The 16,709-nt window shown below is 33.0% G+C and carries 16 protein-coding genes; 7 read left to right on the plus strand and 9 right to left on the minus strand.

Annotated elements, in window-relative coordinates; genetic code table 11:
• The first annotated feature begins 69 nt into the window (after nt 1–69).
• The 3 genes from CHB80_RS22200 (at nt 70) to CHB80_RS22210 (ending at nt 2,988) form a co-directional block, all read left to right on the plus strand.
• Nucleotides 70–1,053 carry a sensor histidine kinase gene (locus CHB80_RS22200; protein WP_089373721.1) on the plus strand — a complete coding sequence of 328 codons (984 nt, stop codon included), beginning with the start codon at nt 70–72 and terminating at the stop codon, nt 1,051–1,053.
• Nucleotides 1,053–1,805 carry a LytR/AlgR family response regulator transcription factor gene (locus CHB80_RS22205; protein WP_089373722.1) on the plus strand — a complete coding sequence of 251 codons (753 nt, stop codon included), beginning with the start codon at nt 1,053–1,055 and terminating at the stop codon, nt 1,803–1,805. The genes CHB80_RS22200 and CHB80_RS22205 overlap by 1 nt, the downstream gene beginning before the upstream one ends.
• Nucleotides 1,806–1,917: 112 nt before the next feature.
• Entirely contained in the window at nt 1,918–2,988 is a 1,071-nt protein-coding gene (locus CHB80_RS22210; RefSeq protein ID WP_089373723.1) for a serine hydrolase domain-containing protein, read from the plus strand.
• Between the two features lie 63 nt (nt 2,989–3,051).
• Here the strand turns inward: CHB80_RS22210 and CHB80_RS22215 are convergent, their stop codons facing one another.
• The 3 genes from CHB80_RS22215 to CHB80_RS22225 all read right to left on the minus strand — a co-directional run bounded on the left by CHB80_RS22215 (nt 3,052) and on the right by CHB80_RS22225 (nt 5,872).
• Entirely contained in the window at nt 3,052–3,771 is a 720-nt protein-coding gene (locus CHB80_RS22215; RefSeq protein WP_089373724.1) for a head GIN domain-containing protein, read from the minus strand.
• A gap of 74 nt (nt 3,772–3,845) precedes the next feature.
• On the minus strand, nt 3,846–4,562 hold the full coding sequence (locus CHB80_RS22220) for a hypothetical protein (protein ID WP_089373725.1): 717 nt from the start codon (nt 4,560–4,562) through the stop codon (nt 3,846–3,848).
• 23 nt (nt 4,563–4,585) lie between these two features.
• Nucleotides 4,586–5,872, minus strand: a complete 1,287-nt coding sequence (locus CHB80_RS22225) for a hypothetical protein (protein WP_089373726.1) — start codon at nt 5,870–5,872, stop codon at nt 4,586–4,588.
• A 200-nt stretch (nt 5,873–6,072) separates the two neighbouring features.
• Between CHB80_RS22225 and CHB80_RS22230 the strand changes: the two genes are divergently transcribed.
• From CHB80_RS22230 to CHB80_RS22240, 3 genes are all read left to right on the plus strand, one after another.
• Entirely contained in the window at nt 6,073–7,113 is a 1,041-nt protein-coding gene (locus CHB80_RS22230; protein ID WP_089373727.1) for a sensor histidine kinase, read from the plus strand.
• Entirely contained in the window at nt 7,110–7,820 is a 711-nt protein-coding gene (locus tag CHB80_RS22235; RefSeq protein WP_089373728.1) for a LytR/AlgR family response regulator transcription factor, read from the plus strand. Before CHB80_RS22230 ends, CHB80_RS22235 begins: the two co-directional genes overlap by 4 nt.
• Before the next feature lie 64 nt (nt 7,821–7,884).
• Nucleotides 7,885–8,421 carry a DUF4251 domain-containing protein gene (locus tag CHB80_RS22240; RefSeq protein ID WP_089373729.1) on the plus strand — a complete coding sequence of 179 codons (537 nt, stop codon included), beginning with the start codon at nt 7,885–7,887 and terminating at the stop codon, nt 8,419–8,421.
• On the opposite strand, the gene CHB80_RS22245 is transcribed toward CHB80_RS22240, so the two are convergent.
• The 3 genes from CHB80_RS22245 to CHB80_RS22255 all read right to left on the minus strand — a co-directional run bounded on the left by CHB80_RS22245 (nt 8,408) and on the right by CHB80_RS22255 (nt 10,689).
• Nucleotides 8,408–9,019: a pseudouridine synthase gene (locus CHB80_RS22245; protein WP_089373730.1), complete on the minus strand. Its 612-nt coding sequence runs from the start codon at nt 9,017–9,019 to the stop codon at nt 8,408–8,410. The two genes, CHB80_RS22240 and CHB80_RS22245, sit on opposite strands and share 14 nt — an antisense overlap.
• Nucleotides 9,020–9,090: 71 nt before the next feature.
• Entirely contained in the window at nt 9,091–9,936 is an 846-nt protein-coding gene (gene rlmF / locus CHB80_RS22250; RefSeq protein ID WP_089373731.1) for a 23S rRNA (adenine(1618)-N(6))-methyltransferase RlmF, read from the minus strand.
• 45 nt (nt 9,937–9,981) lie between these two features.
• Entirely contained in the window at nt 9,982–10,689 is a 708-nt protein-coding gene (locus tag CHB80_RS22255) for a hypothetical protein (protein ID WP_143337224.1), read from the minus strand.
• A 410-nt stretch (nt 10,690–11,099) separates the two neighbouring features.
• Between CHB80_RS22255 and CHB80_RS22260 the strand changes: the two genes are divergently transcribed.
• Nucleotides 11,100–13,442 (plus strand): choice-of-anchor L domain-containing protein, encoded by a 2,343-nt coding sequence (locus CHB80_RS22260; RefSeq protein ID WP_089373733.1) that lies wholly within the window; start codon nt 11,100–11,102, stop codon nt 13,440–13,442.
• Here CHB80_RS22260 and CHB80_RS22265 read toward each other — a convergent pair whose 3' ends face one another.
• Genes CHB80_RS22265 through CHB80_RS22275 form a run of 3 tightly spaced genes read right to left on the minus strand, consistent with a single transcriptional unit; the run spans nt 13,443 to nt 16,663 of the window.
• Nucleotides 13,443–13,835 (minus strand): hypothetical protein, encoded by a 393-nt coding sequence (locus tag CHB80_RS22265; RefSeq protein WP_089373734.1) that lies wholly within the window; start codon nt 13,833–13,835, stop codon nt 13,443–13,445.
• A gap of 56 nt (nt 13,836–13,891) precedes the next feature.
• Nucleotides 13,892–14,467 (minus strand): Crp/Fnr family transcriptional regulator, encoded by a 576-nt coding sequence (locus tag CHB80_RS22270; protein WP_089373735.1) that lies wholly within the window; start codon nt 14,465–14,467, stop codon nt 13,892–13,894.
• Between the two features lie 6 nt (nt 14,468–14,473).
• Complete coding sequence (locus CHB80_RS22275) at nt 14,474–16,663, minus strand: acylase (RefSeq protein ID WP_089373736.1); 2,190 nt, start codon at nt 16,661–16,663, stop codon at nt 14,474–14,476.
• Nucleotides 16,664–16,709 lie beyond the last annotated feature (46 nt).

Here is a 16,709-nt window from a genome sequence, read left to right on the forward strand (position 1 = left end):
GTAAAATGAAAAATAGTACCTTATTTTTAAACTGTGATTTCGCTCAAGTTTAATAAATCGGATTATAAAATGATACTCATTTTTACCATAACTATGGTAATATGGTTGTTTTTAAAGTTTTATACCGAAAACTATTCATTAGGACAAATACTATTTGATATTCCCATTATTGTTCTCAAAACACTTGCGGCTTTATTTCTTATACGTTGGATTGCACAAAAGTTTTTTGTAGAAAGACAACAATACGTACTGTTTATACTATTTAGTATCGCAGCACTTACCATTACGGGTTTTGTTGATCTGTTACGGGATTATTTAGGTTCAGGGCGTACGTGGAGCGATTTGCCATCTACAGGGTATATTCTTGTACACAGTTTTTATTATTCTTCGGCAGATCTTGCAGTACCTTTCCTAATCATTATGATTAAAAAGTATTTTGAAAACCAAACTTCGCTTGCCATTACAAAAGAGCAACAAAAGGATACAGAATTAAAACTACTTCGATCACAATTAAGCCCTCATTTTTTATTTAATAACCTCAATACGGTAGATGCACTTATAGATTCAGATACACAAAAAGCAAAAACATATATCGCTAGATTATCTTCTTTATATCGTTATTTTATAAAGACAAAAGAGGATGATATTGTTCCTTTACAGGAAGAACTGAAAATGGCCAAAGATTATTTTTATTTAATAGAGACACGATTTGGCAATGCATATACATTTGAAGTGGTAGAGGAGTCCGCTTTCGCGAAAGCGTATATACCATCAGGAGCACTTCAAACGGTCATTGAGAACGTTGTTAAGCATAATAAAATTAAAGACGGCGTCTCTGTACATACAGCCCTTAGAATTACAGAAGATGCTATTATACTTACAAATATCAAAGGAAATACAACTCTAAAAGAACCAGCCGAATCTACTAGAACAGGCCTTAAAAATTTAAAAGAACGCTATGAGTTATTGGTTGGAAAAACCATTTTAATAACAGACACAAGTACTCATTTTCAAGTACGTTTACCACTGGTAACTTTAACAAATATAGACTAATGCATATTCTTATTATAGAAGACGAAATACCTGCTTTTGAGAAATTGCGTTTGTATATAGCTCATTATTTGAAAGGAGACTTCACCTATGATTGGGCTAGGTCTATTACAGAGACACATCATTTTTTAGAAACACATTCATATAGTATTATCTTTTCCGATATTCAATTATTAGATGGACTCTCATTTGAAGTTTTTGAAAAAACCACTCTTAAAACGCCTATTATTTTTTGTTCTGCATATGATGCCTTTCTTTTAGATGCTTTTAAAAGTAATGGTATCGCATATATTTTAAAACCTTATACCCAAGAAGATATTAATCAGGCGTTTAGTAAGTATACTTCCTTATTTACAGAACAGATCAACCCTCAAGTATATACGGATATAAAACATACGTTATCAGATGTAAAAGACACTTATAAAAAGCGATTTGTTATTAAAAGTAAAAAAGGATTGCATATTTTAGAAAGTGCACAGATTGCTTTAATTCATGCTGAAGGCGATTTTTGTAAGCTGATAGATTGTGATGGTCATACACATTTATATTCTCAAAATATTGGCAATATCTATGCAGTGCTAGATCCGCATCAGTTTTTCAGAATCAATAGAAGTCAAGTGATACAGTTATCTTATATTCTTAAAATGGAAAGCCACTTTAAAAATAGATTAGTATTAAGCATGAAAGGTTTGAAAGATAAAGTGATGACAAGCTCTGGAACTACTGCAAATTTTAGGCTTTGGCTAGATAGGTAATATTTGGATTGCCCCACTTTGTCTTATTTTTAACCTAACTCATCTATTCTTACTTTTCTATAAATATGTATTTATTGATTTTTGGTGTATTAATCAAAAAATCAACAACCTTATGACAACACTTATTAAATGGACAATAATAGGGCTTATAAGCTTTTCTGTATCTGGTCAAACTATTAAGAATCCAATAGGGCAGGATATTCCTGTAGAAGACATTAACGCTTTTTTTGATAAACAAATGGAAGCTACAGGAACTCCCGGAGTTTCTTTAGCCATTATAAATGATGGAAAAATCGTATATCATACTGTAAAAGGCTACAGTGCGCCTGATACTCCTATAAGTCCGAAGACTATTTTTGAAGGAGCATCATTATCAAAACCGCTGTTTGCTTTTTTTGTGATGCAACTTGTAGAAGATGGTGTACTTGATTTAGACACACCTTTGTACACCTATCTTCCTTATAAGGATATTGCGCATGATGAACGCTATAAAAAAATAACAGCACGTATGGTATTATCTCATACAACAGGCTTTCCTAACTGGCGAAATGAAAATGGAAGAACGGGACTTACCATAGATTTTGAACCAGGCACACAATTTCAATACTCAGGAGAAGGGTATCAATATCTAGCTTTAGTATTACAAGAATTATTAAAAACTGACCCAAAAGGACTTCAAAAACGTTTTCATAAACAAATAGCAAAACCCTTTGGTCTTGATGTAACTCGATATATTCCCAATACCAAAAACCAAAAAAATAAAGCACAACCCTTTAAGAATAATGAGTGGCTTCCAATTACTAATCAAGGAAAAGACGAATTTGGAGCTGCATATGGAGTGAATTCTGAAGCAAAAGATTGGGCAAAACTTATTATTGCTTGGATGAATAAAGAGGGCTTAAGCAATGATGGATATGCAGAGTTATTTAAAAAACAAACAGCACTCCCAGATGATAATCCAAACAGAGCCTCAGGTATTTCTCATCTTACGCTAGGTTTTTATAATGGAACATTCCCTTTTGGTGATGTGTATGGACACGGAGGTAATAATAACAAACGATTTACATCATTATTTTTCTTTATCCCAGAAAGTAAATGGGGAGCTGTTTTATTTACAAATTCAGGTTTCGGAGAACAAATGGGTATTGAGTTTTTTCAATACATTCTTTCAGTAGGAAATTAAAAAAAGTGAAAGAGCCGTATATCGCTAGATATATGGCTCTTTCTATATATAGTGGAAGTGTTTCTATTTTATAGCAGTGATATCAGAATCACCTTTAGCAATTTGCTTTACCTTTGAAGGATTTCCAGCATAGCGTAATTCGCTATCTCCGCTAGCTATAGCATCTAATGTATTGGTTACAGTAACAACGGCTTCACTATCACCATTCAATACAATTTTTAAATCTTGTACTTTAAAATCTCTATTTTTAAACTCACTATCTGACTTTAAATTTGCAGTCATTTTTTTTGCAGATCCTGTTATTTTTATTTCTGCATCAGATTTTGCATTAACGAGTAATGTGTCGGCAGTAATGTTTCCTTTAAATACAGCATCTCCTTTACAATTTATACGCACTGTATCTGATGTAAGCGGTGTATTTAGTATTACTATCGCATCAGAAGATGCGTTATAATCTGTAATCATATTTGTAGAAAGTTGTACGTCTAAAATCATTTTTCCTTTAAACCAAGTATTCTTCTTTAATCTTAGAAATAACGTGTTTCCTTCTTTATAGATATTTACATATTCCATAAGATTACTATTTGCATTTACTGTAATTGCATCTTGCTGTCCCAAAGAAACATTCACATGAAAATCACTAGCGACATCTAATTGTGTATACCCTGAGTAATCAAAAGATTTTGTTGTAGTGTCTGAAGAAAGTTTTACAGGCTTCTGTGCAAATGCTTGCATACTTAAAAAACTTACGAGAACGATGGTGATAATTGATTTGAAAGTCATAACTATAAATTTTAAGATTGATGTTTTGTGTTTGTTTGTAGTAGAGACCTTAAGAAAAGTGGAATGTTACAGTTTTATCTTAAAAGCGTGTATATATGCTTTCGCGAAAGCGTAAAAAGAAGAATTACAATTGCTGTCCAAACAGTAACTAGGATAGGAGATCCAAGAATCCAATACGTATCCAATACACCATTAGTAAGTAATGTATTCATCCCTCCAAGAACTATTAAAACATCAATAAATGTAGGGGCAATAAAAAATAGTAAAAACCATAATAATCTTCTTTTTGAAATTGCTGTATAGGCTTTATATAATGGATATATACAAATGCATAGTATAATTATAGATCCAATAATCCATGCTAGAGTGTCATTTTCCATAAAGTGCTTTAAGGTATATACTTCATCACCGCCTCCCATAGCTATAGCCGTTAATAAACGTGCAAATGGCATATTTGCAAATATGAGCGCATACCCAATGGATTTTTGAGATGTTGTATTTGTGTTTTTTAATAAAGAAGCACCCCACCACATCATGAGAAAGGAGAATAGAGGACCTGCTAATGTTGCAATAAACCCTAAATCTTGTGATACAGCACACGTATTACATAACCCCCAAACATTAAAGTCACGTTCACCCCAACACCCACATAATAAGCGCCCTATAGCTGTATGGGCAATTTCATGCGCCTCATGCATCATGAATAGTAATGCTAAAAATGCAATACTGTTTTTTAGTGTTAATTTTAGTTCACTTTTGGTAGTGCGAACATCTTGGATAGTTGCATTCATAATCGTAAATTAAGTATGGATTTTTAATAATTTTCTACGAGTCCTTTAGATTTTTGATCTAATGGTAGAATTAATTGGTAATCATAACCGTCTATCAGTGCTTTTATTCGATGATAATCTCCATTTTTTGGTAGTATGACTTTTCCGTTAATGATGTCATCACGTATACTCTTTAAATTAATGATGACCCATTGATCTTTTTTAGCAAGAGACATAAAAGATTGTAGTCTGTTATAATAATTGCTGTATTTTTCTAGATAGTCTATTTCAGTGCCATCATCATCTATATAGTATCTATTCCAAGAATTAATAGTTGTTGCTTGCGTTCCATTCTTCAGGGCTAATTGTGTGACTAAATCCCCTAGATCATAACAATTACCTGTTAGAATTTTAGAAGTGTGTAAACTTCCAAACTTTAATAACACTTTAGGTTCGCTTTCTTTTTCTAAAGCTTTTGTATATGCATTCATAAAGTTTGTACGCATATAACTAATACGATCTGCATGAGAATCATCACGCCAACGAGAATAAATATCCCAACTTATCTCTAAATCATTGATAATCTCACGTGTATTTTCCATCTTTCGAAAATGAGATAGATAACTCTGTACCGTGGTATCCTTCTGAATTTCTTCAAATAAATCTATCTCTCTACTTTCATCATCATCAATATCGGACCATTTTTTTATAATTGCTTTTACTTTTTGGTGGGTCATTTTAATCTCTTCATACTTTGGATGATCTGTTGCGTATACGAGTAATTCATCCATAAAATATTCACTAGAAGAATAGTATTCTTGATCTAATCCCCATAAGTTCATATGGTGGCTTCTTGCAGTTTTTAAAAATTTTGCATCAGAAATAGCCCTGAAGAATGGAATAGGTATAGAATAACTTTCATTACCGGCATACTTTGCAATAAACTCAGTAAGATTCTTTTCTGTATCTTCAATAGGGGTACTTAATTGTTTGAGTTTTTTTGCAGAATGAGGCCCAACTTCTATTGCAAAATGATGATAACCTGTAGTATCTAATATTGGAAGTATTGCATCTACTAGTTGAGATGTGGCTTCAGAATCATGCCGTTCTCCAAGTGCCACAAATTGAGATTGTGTTATTAGTTCTTTCCATACGTTAAGTCCGTCACCTTTTATAGTTCCATTGTTAATAGTGAAATATGCGGCTTTTTGTGAGATGTATGCTTCACTAAGTTGAATAGGAAGTTCTAAAGTTTCTTTATTTATTACTGTTTCTTTATGATTACAAGAAATTAAAAATATAATACTTAGAATATAGATAATTGACTTCATAATAGATGTGTTTTACACAAATCTATATGGATGTCTTCTTTTTATATTTGAGATTACATCAAACAGATATTTCATCTGACCAACTAAGAAAACTACTATATCAATACATTGGTTGTGTATTTTAAGGGTTTGATATAAAGAAATTCAGTATTAATACGATCTATTTATTGTCATAGCCTACAAATACCTAGATTTGTTTTATGAAGCCTGTACAACAGAAATGGAGATATCATCTATTATTAATATTCTTAGTAATAGCATTAGATTTATATGGTGATTATGTATATCTAAACAAACCTGGTTTTTTAAATAACTTTCTATATCCAGGATTTTTATATGTGTGCTCAATGTACATTACTTTTTTCTCTATTTATTTTATAAATTTCACATGGTTATCGCCTTATACGCTTATTAAGAAAAAATATGTTGCCTATATCATTGGAGCAATTGGACTTACTTTTTTATTTGCAGGCATACGTTATGTTTTAGAAGAAGTAATTATTTTTTCAATCACTGGCAATCATAATTATGCAGATCGTACTAGGGTGTTTGATTACTATATATTTGATAACTCATATTATTCAATTAAAGCAATATTATTTAGTACGACCTTATTTTTACTATTTCGATTTATAGAGAATCAAACAAAATTATTCCAATTACAATTAGAAAATAAGAAGACCGAATTACGGTTTTTGAAATCTCAATTAGAACCTCATTTTTTATTTAATACACTTAATAGTTTTTATTCGGAATTAATTGAAGATCAGCCTAAAATAGCAAAAGACATTCACCGATTATCTGATTTGTTGCGATTTGTAACCTATGATTCACAGGAAGACTTTGTATCATTAGAGAAAGATCTAAAATTTATCGAGGATTATATTTATTTCTTCAGAAAACGATTTGAAACAAACTTTTTTGTTGATTATACAGTCTCTGGTGAAGTAACCAATCAAAAAGTACCTTCTATGATGTTAATTCATTTTGTAGAAAATGTATTTAAGCATGGGATACTCCATGATGCATCTGTTCGTGCAGAAATTAAAATTAAAGTTGATATAGATACTATTAAAATATATACAAAGAATAAAATCAATACTTCAGAAAATTATACTGAATCCGGAATAGGACATACTAGTTTAAAACGTAGATTAGATATGTTATTTGAAGAGTCATATGTATTAAATAATAAACAAGAAGTTTCAATATTTGAAGCTTCATTACAAATGCCATTATGAATACTAAAAAATATAGGTGTCTCATTGTAGATGACGAACCTCCGGCGATTAGACTCTTAGAAAATTATATTTCAAAAGTTTCTTTTCTAGAAAAGGTAGGGAGTACAACAAGTGCTTTAGAAGCGTTACAGATTATTGAATCACAAGAGATAGATTTAGTTTTTTTGGATATTCAAATGCCAGAGCTCTCAGGAATACAAGTTTCTAAAATAGTTAAAGGAAAAACTAAAATTATTTTTACAACAGCATACCCTCAATTTGCTATAGAAAGTTATGATCTTCATGCTATAGATTACCTTTTGAAGCCTTCTGAGTTTGAGCGTTTTTACGAAGCTGTTCTTAAGATTAGAAAAAATGAAACTCCTAAAGAAGTAACCACAAATGACACCTTTTTATTTGTAAAAACAGATGGGAAAAATAATTATGAAAAAGTATATCAAAACGAAATCTGTTATATAGAGGGGTTAAAGAATTATGTAGCAGTTCATCTACTTGATAAAGTAGTGATTACATATAATACATTAAAGCATATTGAAGAGTCTTTAGGGAATTCTCATTTTGTAAAAGTGCATAAATCATATATTGTTGCAATAAAACATATTATTAAAACAGATTCTATAACAGTGTATATAAAAGAGAAAGCACTTCCTATAGGTGATACTTATAAAAAGAACTTTTTTGAAAAAATAGAAAGCTATAAATTATAAAGAATAATTCATTTTATAACTAAGGAATGATTTTTGATTATTAATTTGAATAAATTTATTGCTTATGAAAACGTATTTGCTTGCCATTAGTTTTTTGTTAACCATTTCTCAAGTAGGATGGTCACAATCACGATCAGAAAAAAAAGCACTAAAAATAGAAGTAGAAACCAAAGCGTATGAAAAGGTAAAGTCATTACTAGATGATGGCGCCTTTTTCTTTAATGCAGATTGGGTATATCCTCGGTCAATGAATCAAATCAACTTAATTAATAACCCTGGGATTATTAGATTTACATCTGCCGATTCTGTAAAAATACATTTACCATATTTTGGAGTGGTACGAATAGGAGGAGGGTTTAACCAATCTACAGCTATCCAGCATCAAGGAGCTGTATCTGATTTTAAGGTTGTTCATAATGATAAAAAACGCTCATCTGTGATTACATTTATAGCAAAATCACCCTCCGAAACATACGATATAAGTATGACTGTATTTAGTAATGGGAATGCATCTATTTTTGTAAATAGTACCAAGAGAGATGGAATTCGATATCGAGGAACAATGGCATATATAGATGAAACGTTACTTACAAAGAGCTAACAGCTATCACCTGAGAGTTCATATCGGTTGTAGTGATTGTTTTCACTTCAGAGGGCTGCAATCCATCTAAAGTTATATTACCTACACGTACTCGTACAAGTCTAAGGGTAGGATATCCTACCGCAGAAGTCATTTTGCGTACCTGTCTAAATTTTCCTTCTCGAAGAATAACTCGTATCCAAGTAGTAGGGCCATGTCTATCATCACGTAGTTTTTTTGAGCGCTCTGGAAGTTCCGGAACTCTATCTAGTATTGAAACAATACAGGGCTTTGTTTTATATTTTCTGCCGTCAAATCCTATTACAACACCATGTGATAATTGTTCAATAGCTTCTTGAGTAATAGCGCCATCTACTTGTGCGTAATATTCTTTTTCGATACCAGATCGGTTGATGGTATCACTTAATTTTCCATCAGTAGTAAGTAATAACAATCCTTCAGATTTTTCATCAAGACGTCCTATAGCCATAATCCCTTTCGGGAAATCGTATAATGTACGTAAGAACTTCTTTTTCCGAGCTTGGCGCTTATCATTACTCATCATTTGGCTAATGTAACCGTAGGGTTTATAGAGTTTGAAATGGAAATGCTCTGTCATATAGATTGGAATCGCAAATTAAAAAGAAGTATACGTATTTTAATTTATTAAATACTTTAAAATCTATAATTTTAGTACGCATTAAAACTCCAAGTGAGTATCCTACTTTTCTTATGTCCTTGTTGCATATCAATTATTTGATGAGTAGCAGCGAGTTTTTTTAATAGCTTTACTAGTTTTGGAAGGTTTTCTTTTTTAGAAATTAAAGTTGTGAAAACGCCAACTTGATCTTTGAAATCAAGACTTTGTTTGATCATTCTCTTTACAAATAATGCTTCGCCACCATTACACCATAACTCATTAGACACTCCTCCAAAATTTCTATCTATTGTTTTTGATAGGTGCAGTTTTTTATTCTTTTGAGTATTTGCTTTTTGTGCATCTTGAGCCGAAGCATAAAATGGAGGATTACACATGGTAAAATCAAAATACTCTTCACTTTGAATAATTCCTTTAAAAATATGTGCTGGTGTCTCTTGTAGTCGTATTTCGATATCAGTGAAAGCCTCCGTTGCATTTTGCTTTGCAATAGCAACCGAAGACTTACTGATGTCTGCCCCAACCATATTCCATTTGTAGATTTGTGTTGCTAGTAAAGGATAGATACAATTTGCACCTACCCCTATGTCTAGCCCCCTACAGTATTCTTTTGTATGTACAATGTCTGCTATATAATGTATGTAATCAACTCGATTAGGAATAGGAGGGCAGAGGTAGCCTTCAGGTATATCCCAATGTTTGATATCATAATAATGACTTAATAATGCTTTATTAAGTGCTTTTACAGCTAACGCATTTGAAAAATCAATTGTTTTAGTGTTATATTCATTTACAAAAACAAACTCTTTTAAAAGGGGAGTATGCTTTTGTAATATTTCAAAATTATATGCAGTGTTATGAAGGTTATTAGGATGCAAAATAGATGTGTTTTATTTGTGCAAGATACTCAATAACCTATGAGATTATTTAATATACACCTCTACCGTCATATTTGCATTTCCCCAATTATAATTTGCTCCTGATTGAGCGTATCTATTAAATACGTATGTGATATCATCTACTTCTGCATTTTGTTCTATATAACCATCTAAAGAAAACGTAAATGTGCGATCTGAAGAAGTGGCAGGAAGTATTTCTGTATATAATGCAGAAAGCGTGTTCATTTTTGCAATGTGAGATGAATGCCCTGCGGCATCACCTTGAAGTGGTAATGAAAACTTTCTAGATCCAGCTGAAGCTTCTATACCATTTTTTAAGAAACGAATTCCCATGTATGTACCTAGTGGTATTTCTTCTACTTCAGCTCCCATAGGAACAGAGTATGTCACTTTGATTACAGCTTCGTAATTTGCAGGGATGGTAATGGTTTGAGATAATCCAATATCTAGATCATTTATAGTACTGGTTCCAGCAGAAAGTGTAGTTCTAATACTATTTGCAGCTTCTGTAGTGGCAATATCGTATAGCGATAATCTATTCGATTTTACAACATTTCCATTATTGTCTACAGCAAGTGTTGTAGCTGGTGTAGATCCTTCGACAGGTGTGTTGCGAATTCTTAATTCACCATTTACATCAAGTGTTTTTGTAGGATCTGTTGTGTTAATTCCAATTTGAGCATGCGCAAAAGATGCAGCAGCTAGCATAACTAATATAAGCGACTTTTTCATTTTAATCAGATTTGGGTGAGACAAAACTAGAGAAAACAAAGTGCTCAATTTTAATCTTTATTTCACTTTTCGATAACCGCAAGAAAAAAATCGTTTAACTCCACAATTTTTGCTAATTATTCTTACAAAAAAAGGAAAAAACGCATCGATTTTATGGTATTTTTTGCTTTTTGTTACGGTTTTACCATCGCGAAAACGATGGTTTTTTATGTAAAAAGTGACATTTTTTAATGATAAATAGTGCTCAATTTTGTCTTTAAAATTGTAAAAAAGTAGTATACGCTTTCGCGAAAGCGTATATTAAAACATCAAAAAGTATAAATGTATACCTATATCTTAACATTAAAATATGGGAGTTCATACTATATAAAGGGGTATGATTGTTTATTTTTGCAGGGCTATTATAAAGAATGAAACATCCAATTTTATTTTTACTTTCTCTTTTCCCACTCTTTGCCTTTGGTCAAAGTATACAAGTGGATAGTAATAGCTTTACTCCGCAACAATTAATAGAAGATATTCTTATAGATAGTAATTGTATAGATAGTGTCGTTGTAACAAATGTAGTAGGAGGTGATTTTGGAGGGAATGATCAGAGTTATGGATATTTTGATGCAACCAATACATCATTTCCATTTGAAGAAGGGATTGTTCTTAGTACAGGACGTTTACAAAATACACAAGGGCCGAATACAAGTTTAAGTGATGATGATGCCCCTGGATGGATAGGAGATACCGATTTAGAAATTGTTCTTGATGAGTCTAATACTACAAATGCTACGATATTAGAATTTCAATTTAGTTCATCGGCTTCAGAAATTAGTTTTCGTTACATATTTGCTTCAGAAGAGTATCAAGAAGGAAACCCAAATACATGCCAGTTTTCTGATCTTTTTGGGTTTTTAATACGCCCTTTAGGAGAAGAACAGTATGAAAATATTGCCTTAGTTCCAGATACACAAACTCCTGTAAAAGTAACAACGGTGCATCCAGAGATTCCTGGAGGATGCCCAGCGGAGAATGAATTCTTTTTTGAAAGTTTTAATGGTGCTAATGTCCCTATTAACTTTAATGGGCAGACCAAAGTTATAGAAGCCACGGCACAGCTTATTCCTAATACTACCTATGAAGTGAAATTGGTGATTGCCGATGAGCAAAACTTTAGATTTGACTCTGCAGTGTTCTTAGAAGCTGGAAGTTTTGAGTTGGCTACAGAATTGGGCCCTAATAGATTATTAAGTACTGGAAATGCTTTGTGTGAAAATGAAACCTTGGTTTTAGACGCTACAGAAGTAGATGCTACAGGATATACTTGGTTTAGAGATGGGGTTGTATTGCCTTCAGAAACTTCTGAAATGCTTACAGTAGATGCTCCAGGTATTTATGAAGTGACGGTTGCATTGCAAAATGGATGTGAATCCTTTGGAGAAATTATTATTGAATTTGGAGAGACACCTATGGCAGTAGATGTTTCTGTAGAGGTGTGTGATATAGATCAAGATGGAAGCCTGACCTATAATCTATTTGATACGAATGATGCCGTTACTAATAATGACAGCGCTATTTTTATTTCTAACTTCTTTCAGGATGCTTCAGATGCTATGTCAAACATCGATCCAATAGAAACACCTACTGCTTATGAGATCACAAGTCCTGGTGAAACATTGTTTGCTAGAGTAGAGAATCAACCAGGGTGTTTTACTATTGCTGAAGTTACAATTACCTTAACGACTACGGTTACACCTTTACAAATCGATCCTTTTCAGATATGTGATGATATCCCTATAGATGGTTTTGCTAGTTTTTCTTTATCAGAGATTACAACCACTTTTAATGGTCAATTGCCTTCTGATGCCATTGTACAGTATTATGAATCACAGAATGATGCTTCTCTAGATGAAAATCGTTTGAGTACTCCATTTATAAATACACTAGCAAATAACCAAGAAATCTTTGTTAGGGTTTTTAGTGAAACTGATTGTATTGCTATTAGCTCTGTACTGCTTGAAGTACTCAGTACACCAGCACTTGATGAAGATATATCACTTCAGTATTGTTTAAATGATTTCCCTAGTACTATCATACTTAATAGTGGTGTTCTAGGAAATACAAGCGGACTGTCCTATAGTTGGACATTTAATGGGAGTACTTTGGGTGCAACTACATCTTCTATTGCTATTAATGAACCTGGGAATTATGTAGTCACTGTATCCAATACGAATGGGTGTAGTGCAACGCGCAGTATTTCGGTACAACCTTCAGATGTAGCTACTATAGAAAGTATTACAGTAGATGATCAAAACCAAAGTACTACAGTGACAGTGACGGTTTCTGGCGAAGGAGATTATGAATATGCATTAGATAATGTATTTGGACCTTATGTGGAGTCACCTGTTTTTACAGATGTTTCTTCTGGATTCCATACCATATATGTAAGAGATAGAAATGGATGTGGGATTGTAACGGGTGAAGTGGCTGTGATTGGTTTTCCAACTTTCTTTACACCTAATGGTGATGGTATCCATGATACTTGGAAAATAGATGGAGCTAGCAATACATTAAACCCAACAGAACAATTTGTGATTTTTGACCGTTATGGGAAAATCTTATTCTCAAGTCGTCGTATGGGGAATGGGTGGGATGGTACCTATCAAGGCAAAATTATGCCCTCTAATGATTATTGGTACCTCATTACATTTACAGACGGACGCACCTTTAGAGGACATTTTTCTTTGATTAAGAGAGGAGGGTAATTATTCTATGCCTTTCTTATGTTCTTTAGTATAATGCATAAGAGCTTTATACTGATTTAACCCCATACCTAATACTATAATTGCAACAATGCTAATGCTATAAATACCTGTATTCGTTATATGAAAGGGATTTGTAATGATGAGTATAATACTTCCTAAAACCCATAAAAAATCTTGAACGATAATAGCTATCACACCAGACTTACGTAATTTGAATATTTCATAAGTTATTGTTGCCGAAAAAAATAATAGTAAACTACCTATTATCCAAAATACACTATTATTTCCTGTCCCAAATTCATGTGCTATCCGTTGATTTGCTATCATCAAAATGAGACCTGATAAAGAGGAAAATACAGCGTTTAGAGTTAATGCTTTTTGTAATTTATTCATCTTAAAATAATTTATTCAAAAGTATTTCTAAGACAAATAAAAACGCTTGACATTTGTCAAGAATTTGATCCTAACCCTTTTCTTAATCTACTTAATGATTCTGGTGTAATACCTAGCATGGAGGCTATATATTGTAATGGTACATGATTAAAAAGTGAAGGTTCTTCTTGGAATAGTTTTTCAAATCGTTGTTTTGCCGTAGTATGTAAATGTGAAAACATTTTTTGCTCTAAAAGCGCAAATGAACTAGCTAATAATAGATTATCAAATTCTAACCATTTTGGTTGACTTTGACATAAATTAAAATGATCTTTTCTACTTAGAATATATACTTCGGCGTTAGTGATTGCCGTAATATTCCAATAATTTGATGTTTGAAAAACAAAACTAGATACTGATGTAATAAACTTTCCTTGACTTCCTATCCATAGCGTAATTTCTTTCCCATCAGAAATGTCATACATTCTTAGATAACCAGATGCAATAAAAATTAATTGATTTGAAATACTCCCAGACTCTAGTAAAAATGTTCCCTTAGATACTGTAACTGGTTCAAAGAATGATACAATTGTCTCAAGAGTTTCGTTTTGAACTGATACGTGTTTTGTGATACAATCTTTTAATTGCTGCATACACTATTATTTCTCCCCAGGATGGTATGTTTTCTTTGCTCTTTTTAAGACATCTTCTTTGTAATACGCTACTTCTTTAAATTCACCATTTACATAGTCTTCTATTTGATCATCAAAGTGAGGAGAATCTGGATCACCACTTTGTCCACCAGCAAGGCTAGTTTTTGCTTTTACTTTATCTCCAAACTCAACCACGGCAACAAAACTATTCCCACGAGTACCGTATATTTTCTTAGTACCATTGTTATAACGCTCTCCATAGGCTGCAAGTGCTCCCCAACGACCAGATGCTAAACCAACAGGCGTACTTGGAAGGTCATCATTAAAGGGTTGACGAATATCTCCATTAATACGTTGAAAACGATGTACGTCTCCCCAAGGAATCAATGCCGTTCCAAAATCAGTTTCTAATTGATCAATGACTGTTTTAAAGATTTCCATACGTTCTTCTAGCGGTGATTCTTTTCCAAAGTAGGAGAGGAGGTGCATAGCAGATAATCGCTCTTCTGGACGTTCTCCATTTCTAAAATAAGCTGTACCATAATAATGCGCTAGTGTCATCGCTTTAGATGTTGTAGACGTTCTATAATCCCAATTACGAAGTACTTCTATATAAGCACCCGTCTCTTTGGTGCGATCTATTTTGTCATATGCTTCTACCAGTCCAGGAATTAAAGCCTCAAATGCGGGTAGATAAGAATCATATCCTAAGTCTATCAAGCTTTCTAGTGTATAGTCTTTGCCTTCTTTTAAAAGTTCAATCGCATGTACCCCTCTAAAATTCTCCCTGTCTATAGACATATAATTCGGATAGTCTTCTTTTTTGGGACTGAACTCTAAAGCCGCTGTAAAGGGTGTTGAATTACAATTCTGTAACCATCCATTTTCAGGATTTAAAAGCATAATAGTTTCATCTACGCTATGTAATCCTTGCCAATCTGTTTTTGGATTACTCCCATCTACAGGTTGTGTATAATCAAAAGAAGTATCTCGTTTCGGAATATAATTTCCATGGAAATACGCAATATTCCCTTCGGCATCTGCATAGACAGTGTTATTTGAAGAGTTGGTACGGATATCCATCATTTCCCTAAACCCTTTATACCCATCTTGTTTTGATCGAATATAAGATTGCTTTAATGCATTTACAGGTTCCCACATGAGTGCAGAAGCGACCCACTTACCATCTTTCATATGTGTAATAGGACCATGATGGGTTCTATAAGCAGGAAGCACTTTTTCTTTCATTTCTTCTCCATCCTTATAACGTATTGTCATTTCGTACTGTTCTACAGGTCGATATACATCTCCGTATTTATAAACAAGTGCTCCGTTTTCATCTTTTTCTACAGTTTCGACAAATTCATCTATCACATCAGTATAAGTAGAGGTATGCATCCAACCTGTTTTTTCATTAAATCCTTGATATACAAAAAACTGCCCCCAAGTAACCGCACCATAAGCATTCAGTCCTTCTTCACTTACAACATGTACTTCCCCTCTAAAGTAAAAAGAGGTATGCGGATTAATTAGGAGTAGTGGATTTCCAGATTTGGTAAGCTTTCCAGAAATCGCAATTCCATTAGAACCTTGTGGTTCTTGCATTTCTTGTTCTTGAATCATAGCCACTTCTAATGCTTTCGGAATTTCCATACCACTTTCATACATTGCTTTGATTTTTCTCGTAGCAACACGTTCTATATCACCACCTATAGACCCTTCACTAAAATACATAGGCATCCAAGGTTCAAAATGCGTAATTACTCTAGGCGTCACTTCGGGATGTGTTTCTAAGTAGTAATTAATCCCATCTGCAAAAGCAATACATAATTTCTTTAACCATTCAGGACTACGCTCATAATTGGCAATAGCTTCTTCTTGTGTCATATACAATTTAGCACGTACATCACTATAGATAGCTTCTTCTCCTTCAACTTCTGCAAGACGTCCTGTCGCCCAAATATAGTTTTGTTCTACACGATTAAAATCATCTTCGCTTTGCGCATAGAGTAATCCAAAAACAGCATCGGCATCCGTTTTTCCATAGACATGAGGGACTCCAAAGTCATCTCTAATAATGGTAGTGTTTTGAGCATGTGCTTCCCATCGTTGCTGTTCTGCAGTTTTTGCAGGTTCGGTTTTACAAGAAACAATGAGTAAAAATGCAGTGTAGAGAAAGAATGTATATAATCGCATGGTTGTATGTTATAAATATAATGGTGACTGTATACGCTTTAACGCT

It is taken from the genome of Dokdonia pacifica, assembly GCF_900188275.1.
In the GTDB taxonomy this organism is placed as follows: Bacteria; Bacteroidota; Bacteroidia; order Flavobacteriales; family Flavobacteriaceae; genus Dokdonia; species Dokdonia pacifica.

Coding starts and splice junctions, on each gene's coding strand:
- CHB80_RS22200 (WP_089373721.1), top strand. CDS start 70: ATGATACTCATTTTTACCATAACTATGGTAATATGGTTGTTTTTAAAG.
- CHB80_RS22205 (WP_089373722.1), top strand. CDS start 1,053: ATGCATATTCTTATTATAGAAGACGAAATACCTGCTTTTGAGAAATTG.
- CHB80_RS22210 (WP_089373723.1), top strand. CDS start 1,918: ATGACAACACTTATTAAATGGACAATAATAGGGCTTATAAGCTTTTCT.
- CHB80_RS22215 (WP_089373724.1), bottom strand. CDS start 3,771: ATGACTTTCAAATCAATTATCACCATCGTTCTCGTAAGTTTTTTAAGT.
- CHB80_RS22220 (WP_089373725.1), bottom strand. CDS start 4,562: ATGAATGCAACTATCCAAGATGTTCGCACTACCAAAAGTGAACTAAAA.
- CHB80_RS22225 (WP_089373726.1), bottom strand. CDS start 5,872: ATGAAGTCAATTATCTATATTCTAAGTATTATATTTTTAATTTCTTGT.
- CHB80_RS22230 (WP_089373727.1), top strand. CDS start 6,073: ATGAAGCCTGTACAACAGAAATGGAGATATCATCTATTATTAATATTC.
- CHB80_RS22235 (WP_089373728.1), top strand. CDS start 7,110: ATGAATACTAAAAAATATAGGTGTCTCATTGTAGATGACGAACCTCCG.
- CHB80_RS22240 (WP_089373729.1), top strand. CDS start 7,885: ATGAAAACGTATTTGCTTGCCATTAGTTTTTTGTTAACCATTTCTCAA.
- CHB80_RS22245 (WP_089373730.1), bottom strand. CDS start 9,019: ATGACAGAGCATTTCCATTTCAAACTCTATAAACCCTACGGTTACATT.
- CHB80_RS22255 (WP_143337224.1), bottom strand. CDS start 10,689: ATGAAAAAGTCGCTTATATTAGTTATGCTAGCTGCTGCATCTTTTGCG.
- CHB80_RS22260 (WP_089373733.1), top strand. CDS start 11,100: ATGAAACATCCAATTTTATTTTTACTTTCTCTTTTCCCACTCTTTGCC.
- CHB80_RS22265 (WP_089373734.1), bottom strand. CDS start 13,835: ATGAATAAATTACAAAAAGCATTAACTCTAAACGCTGTATTTTCCTCT.
- CHB80_RS22270 (WP_089373735.1), bottom strand. CDS start 14,467: ATGCAGCAATTAAAAGATTGTATCACAAAACACGTATCAGTTCAAAAC.
- CHB80_RS22275 (WP_089373736.1), bottom strand. CDS start 16,663: ATGCGATTATATACATTCTTTCTCTACACTGCATTTTTACTCATTGTT.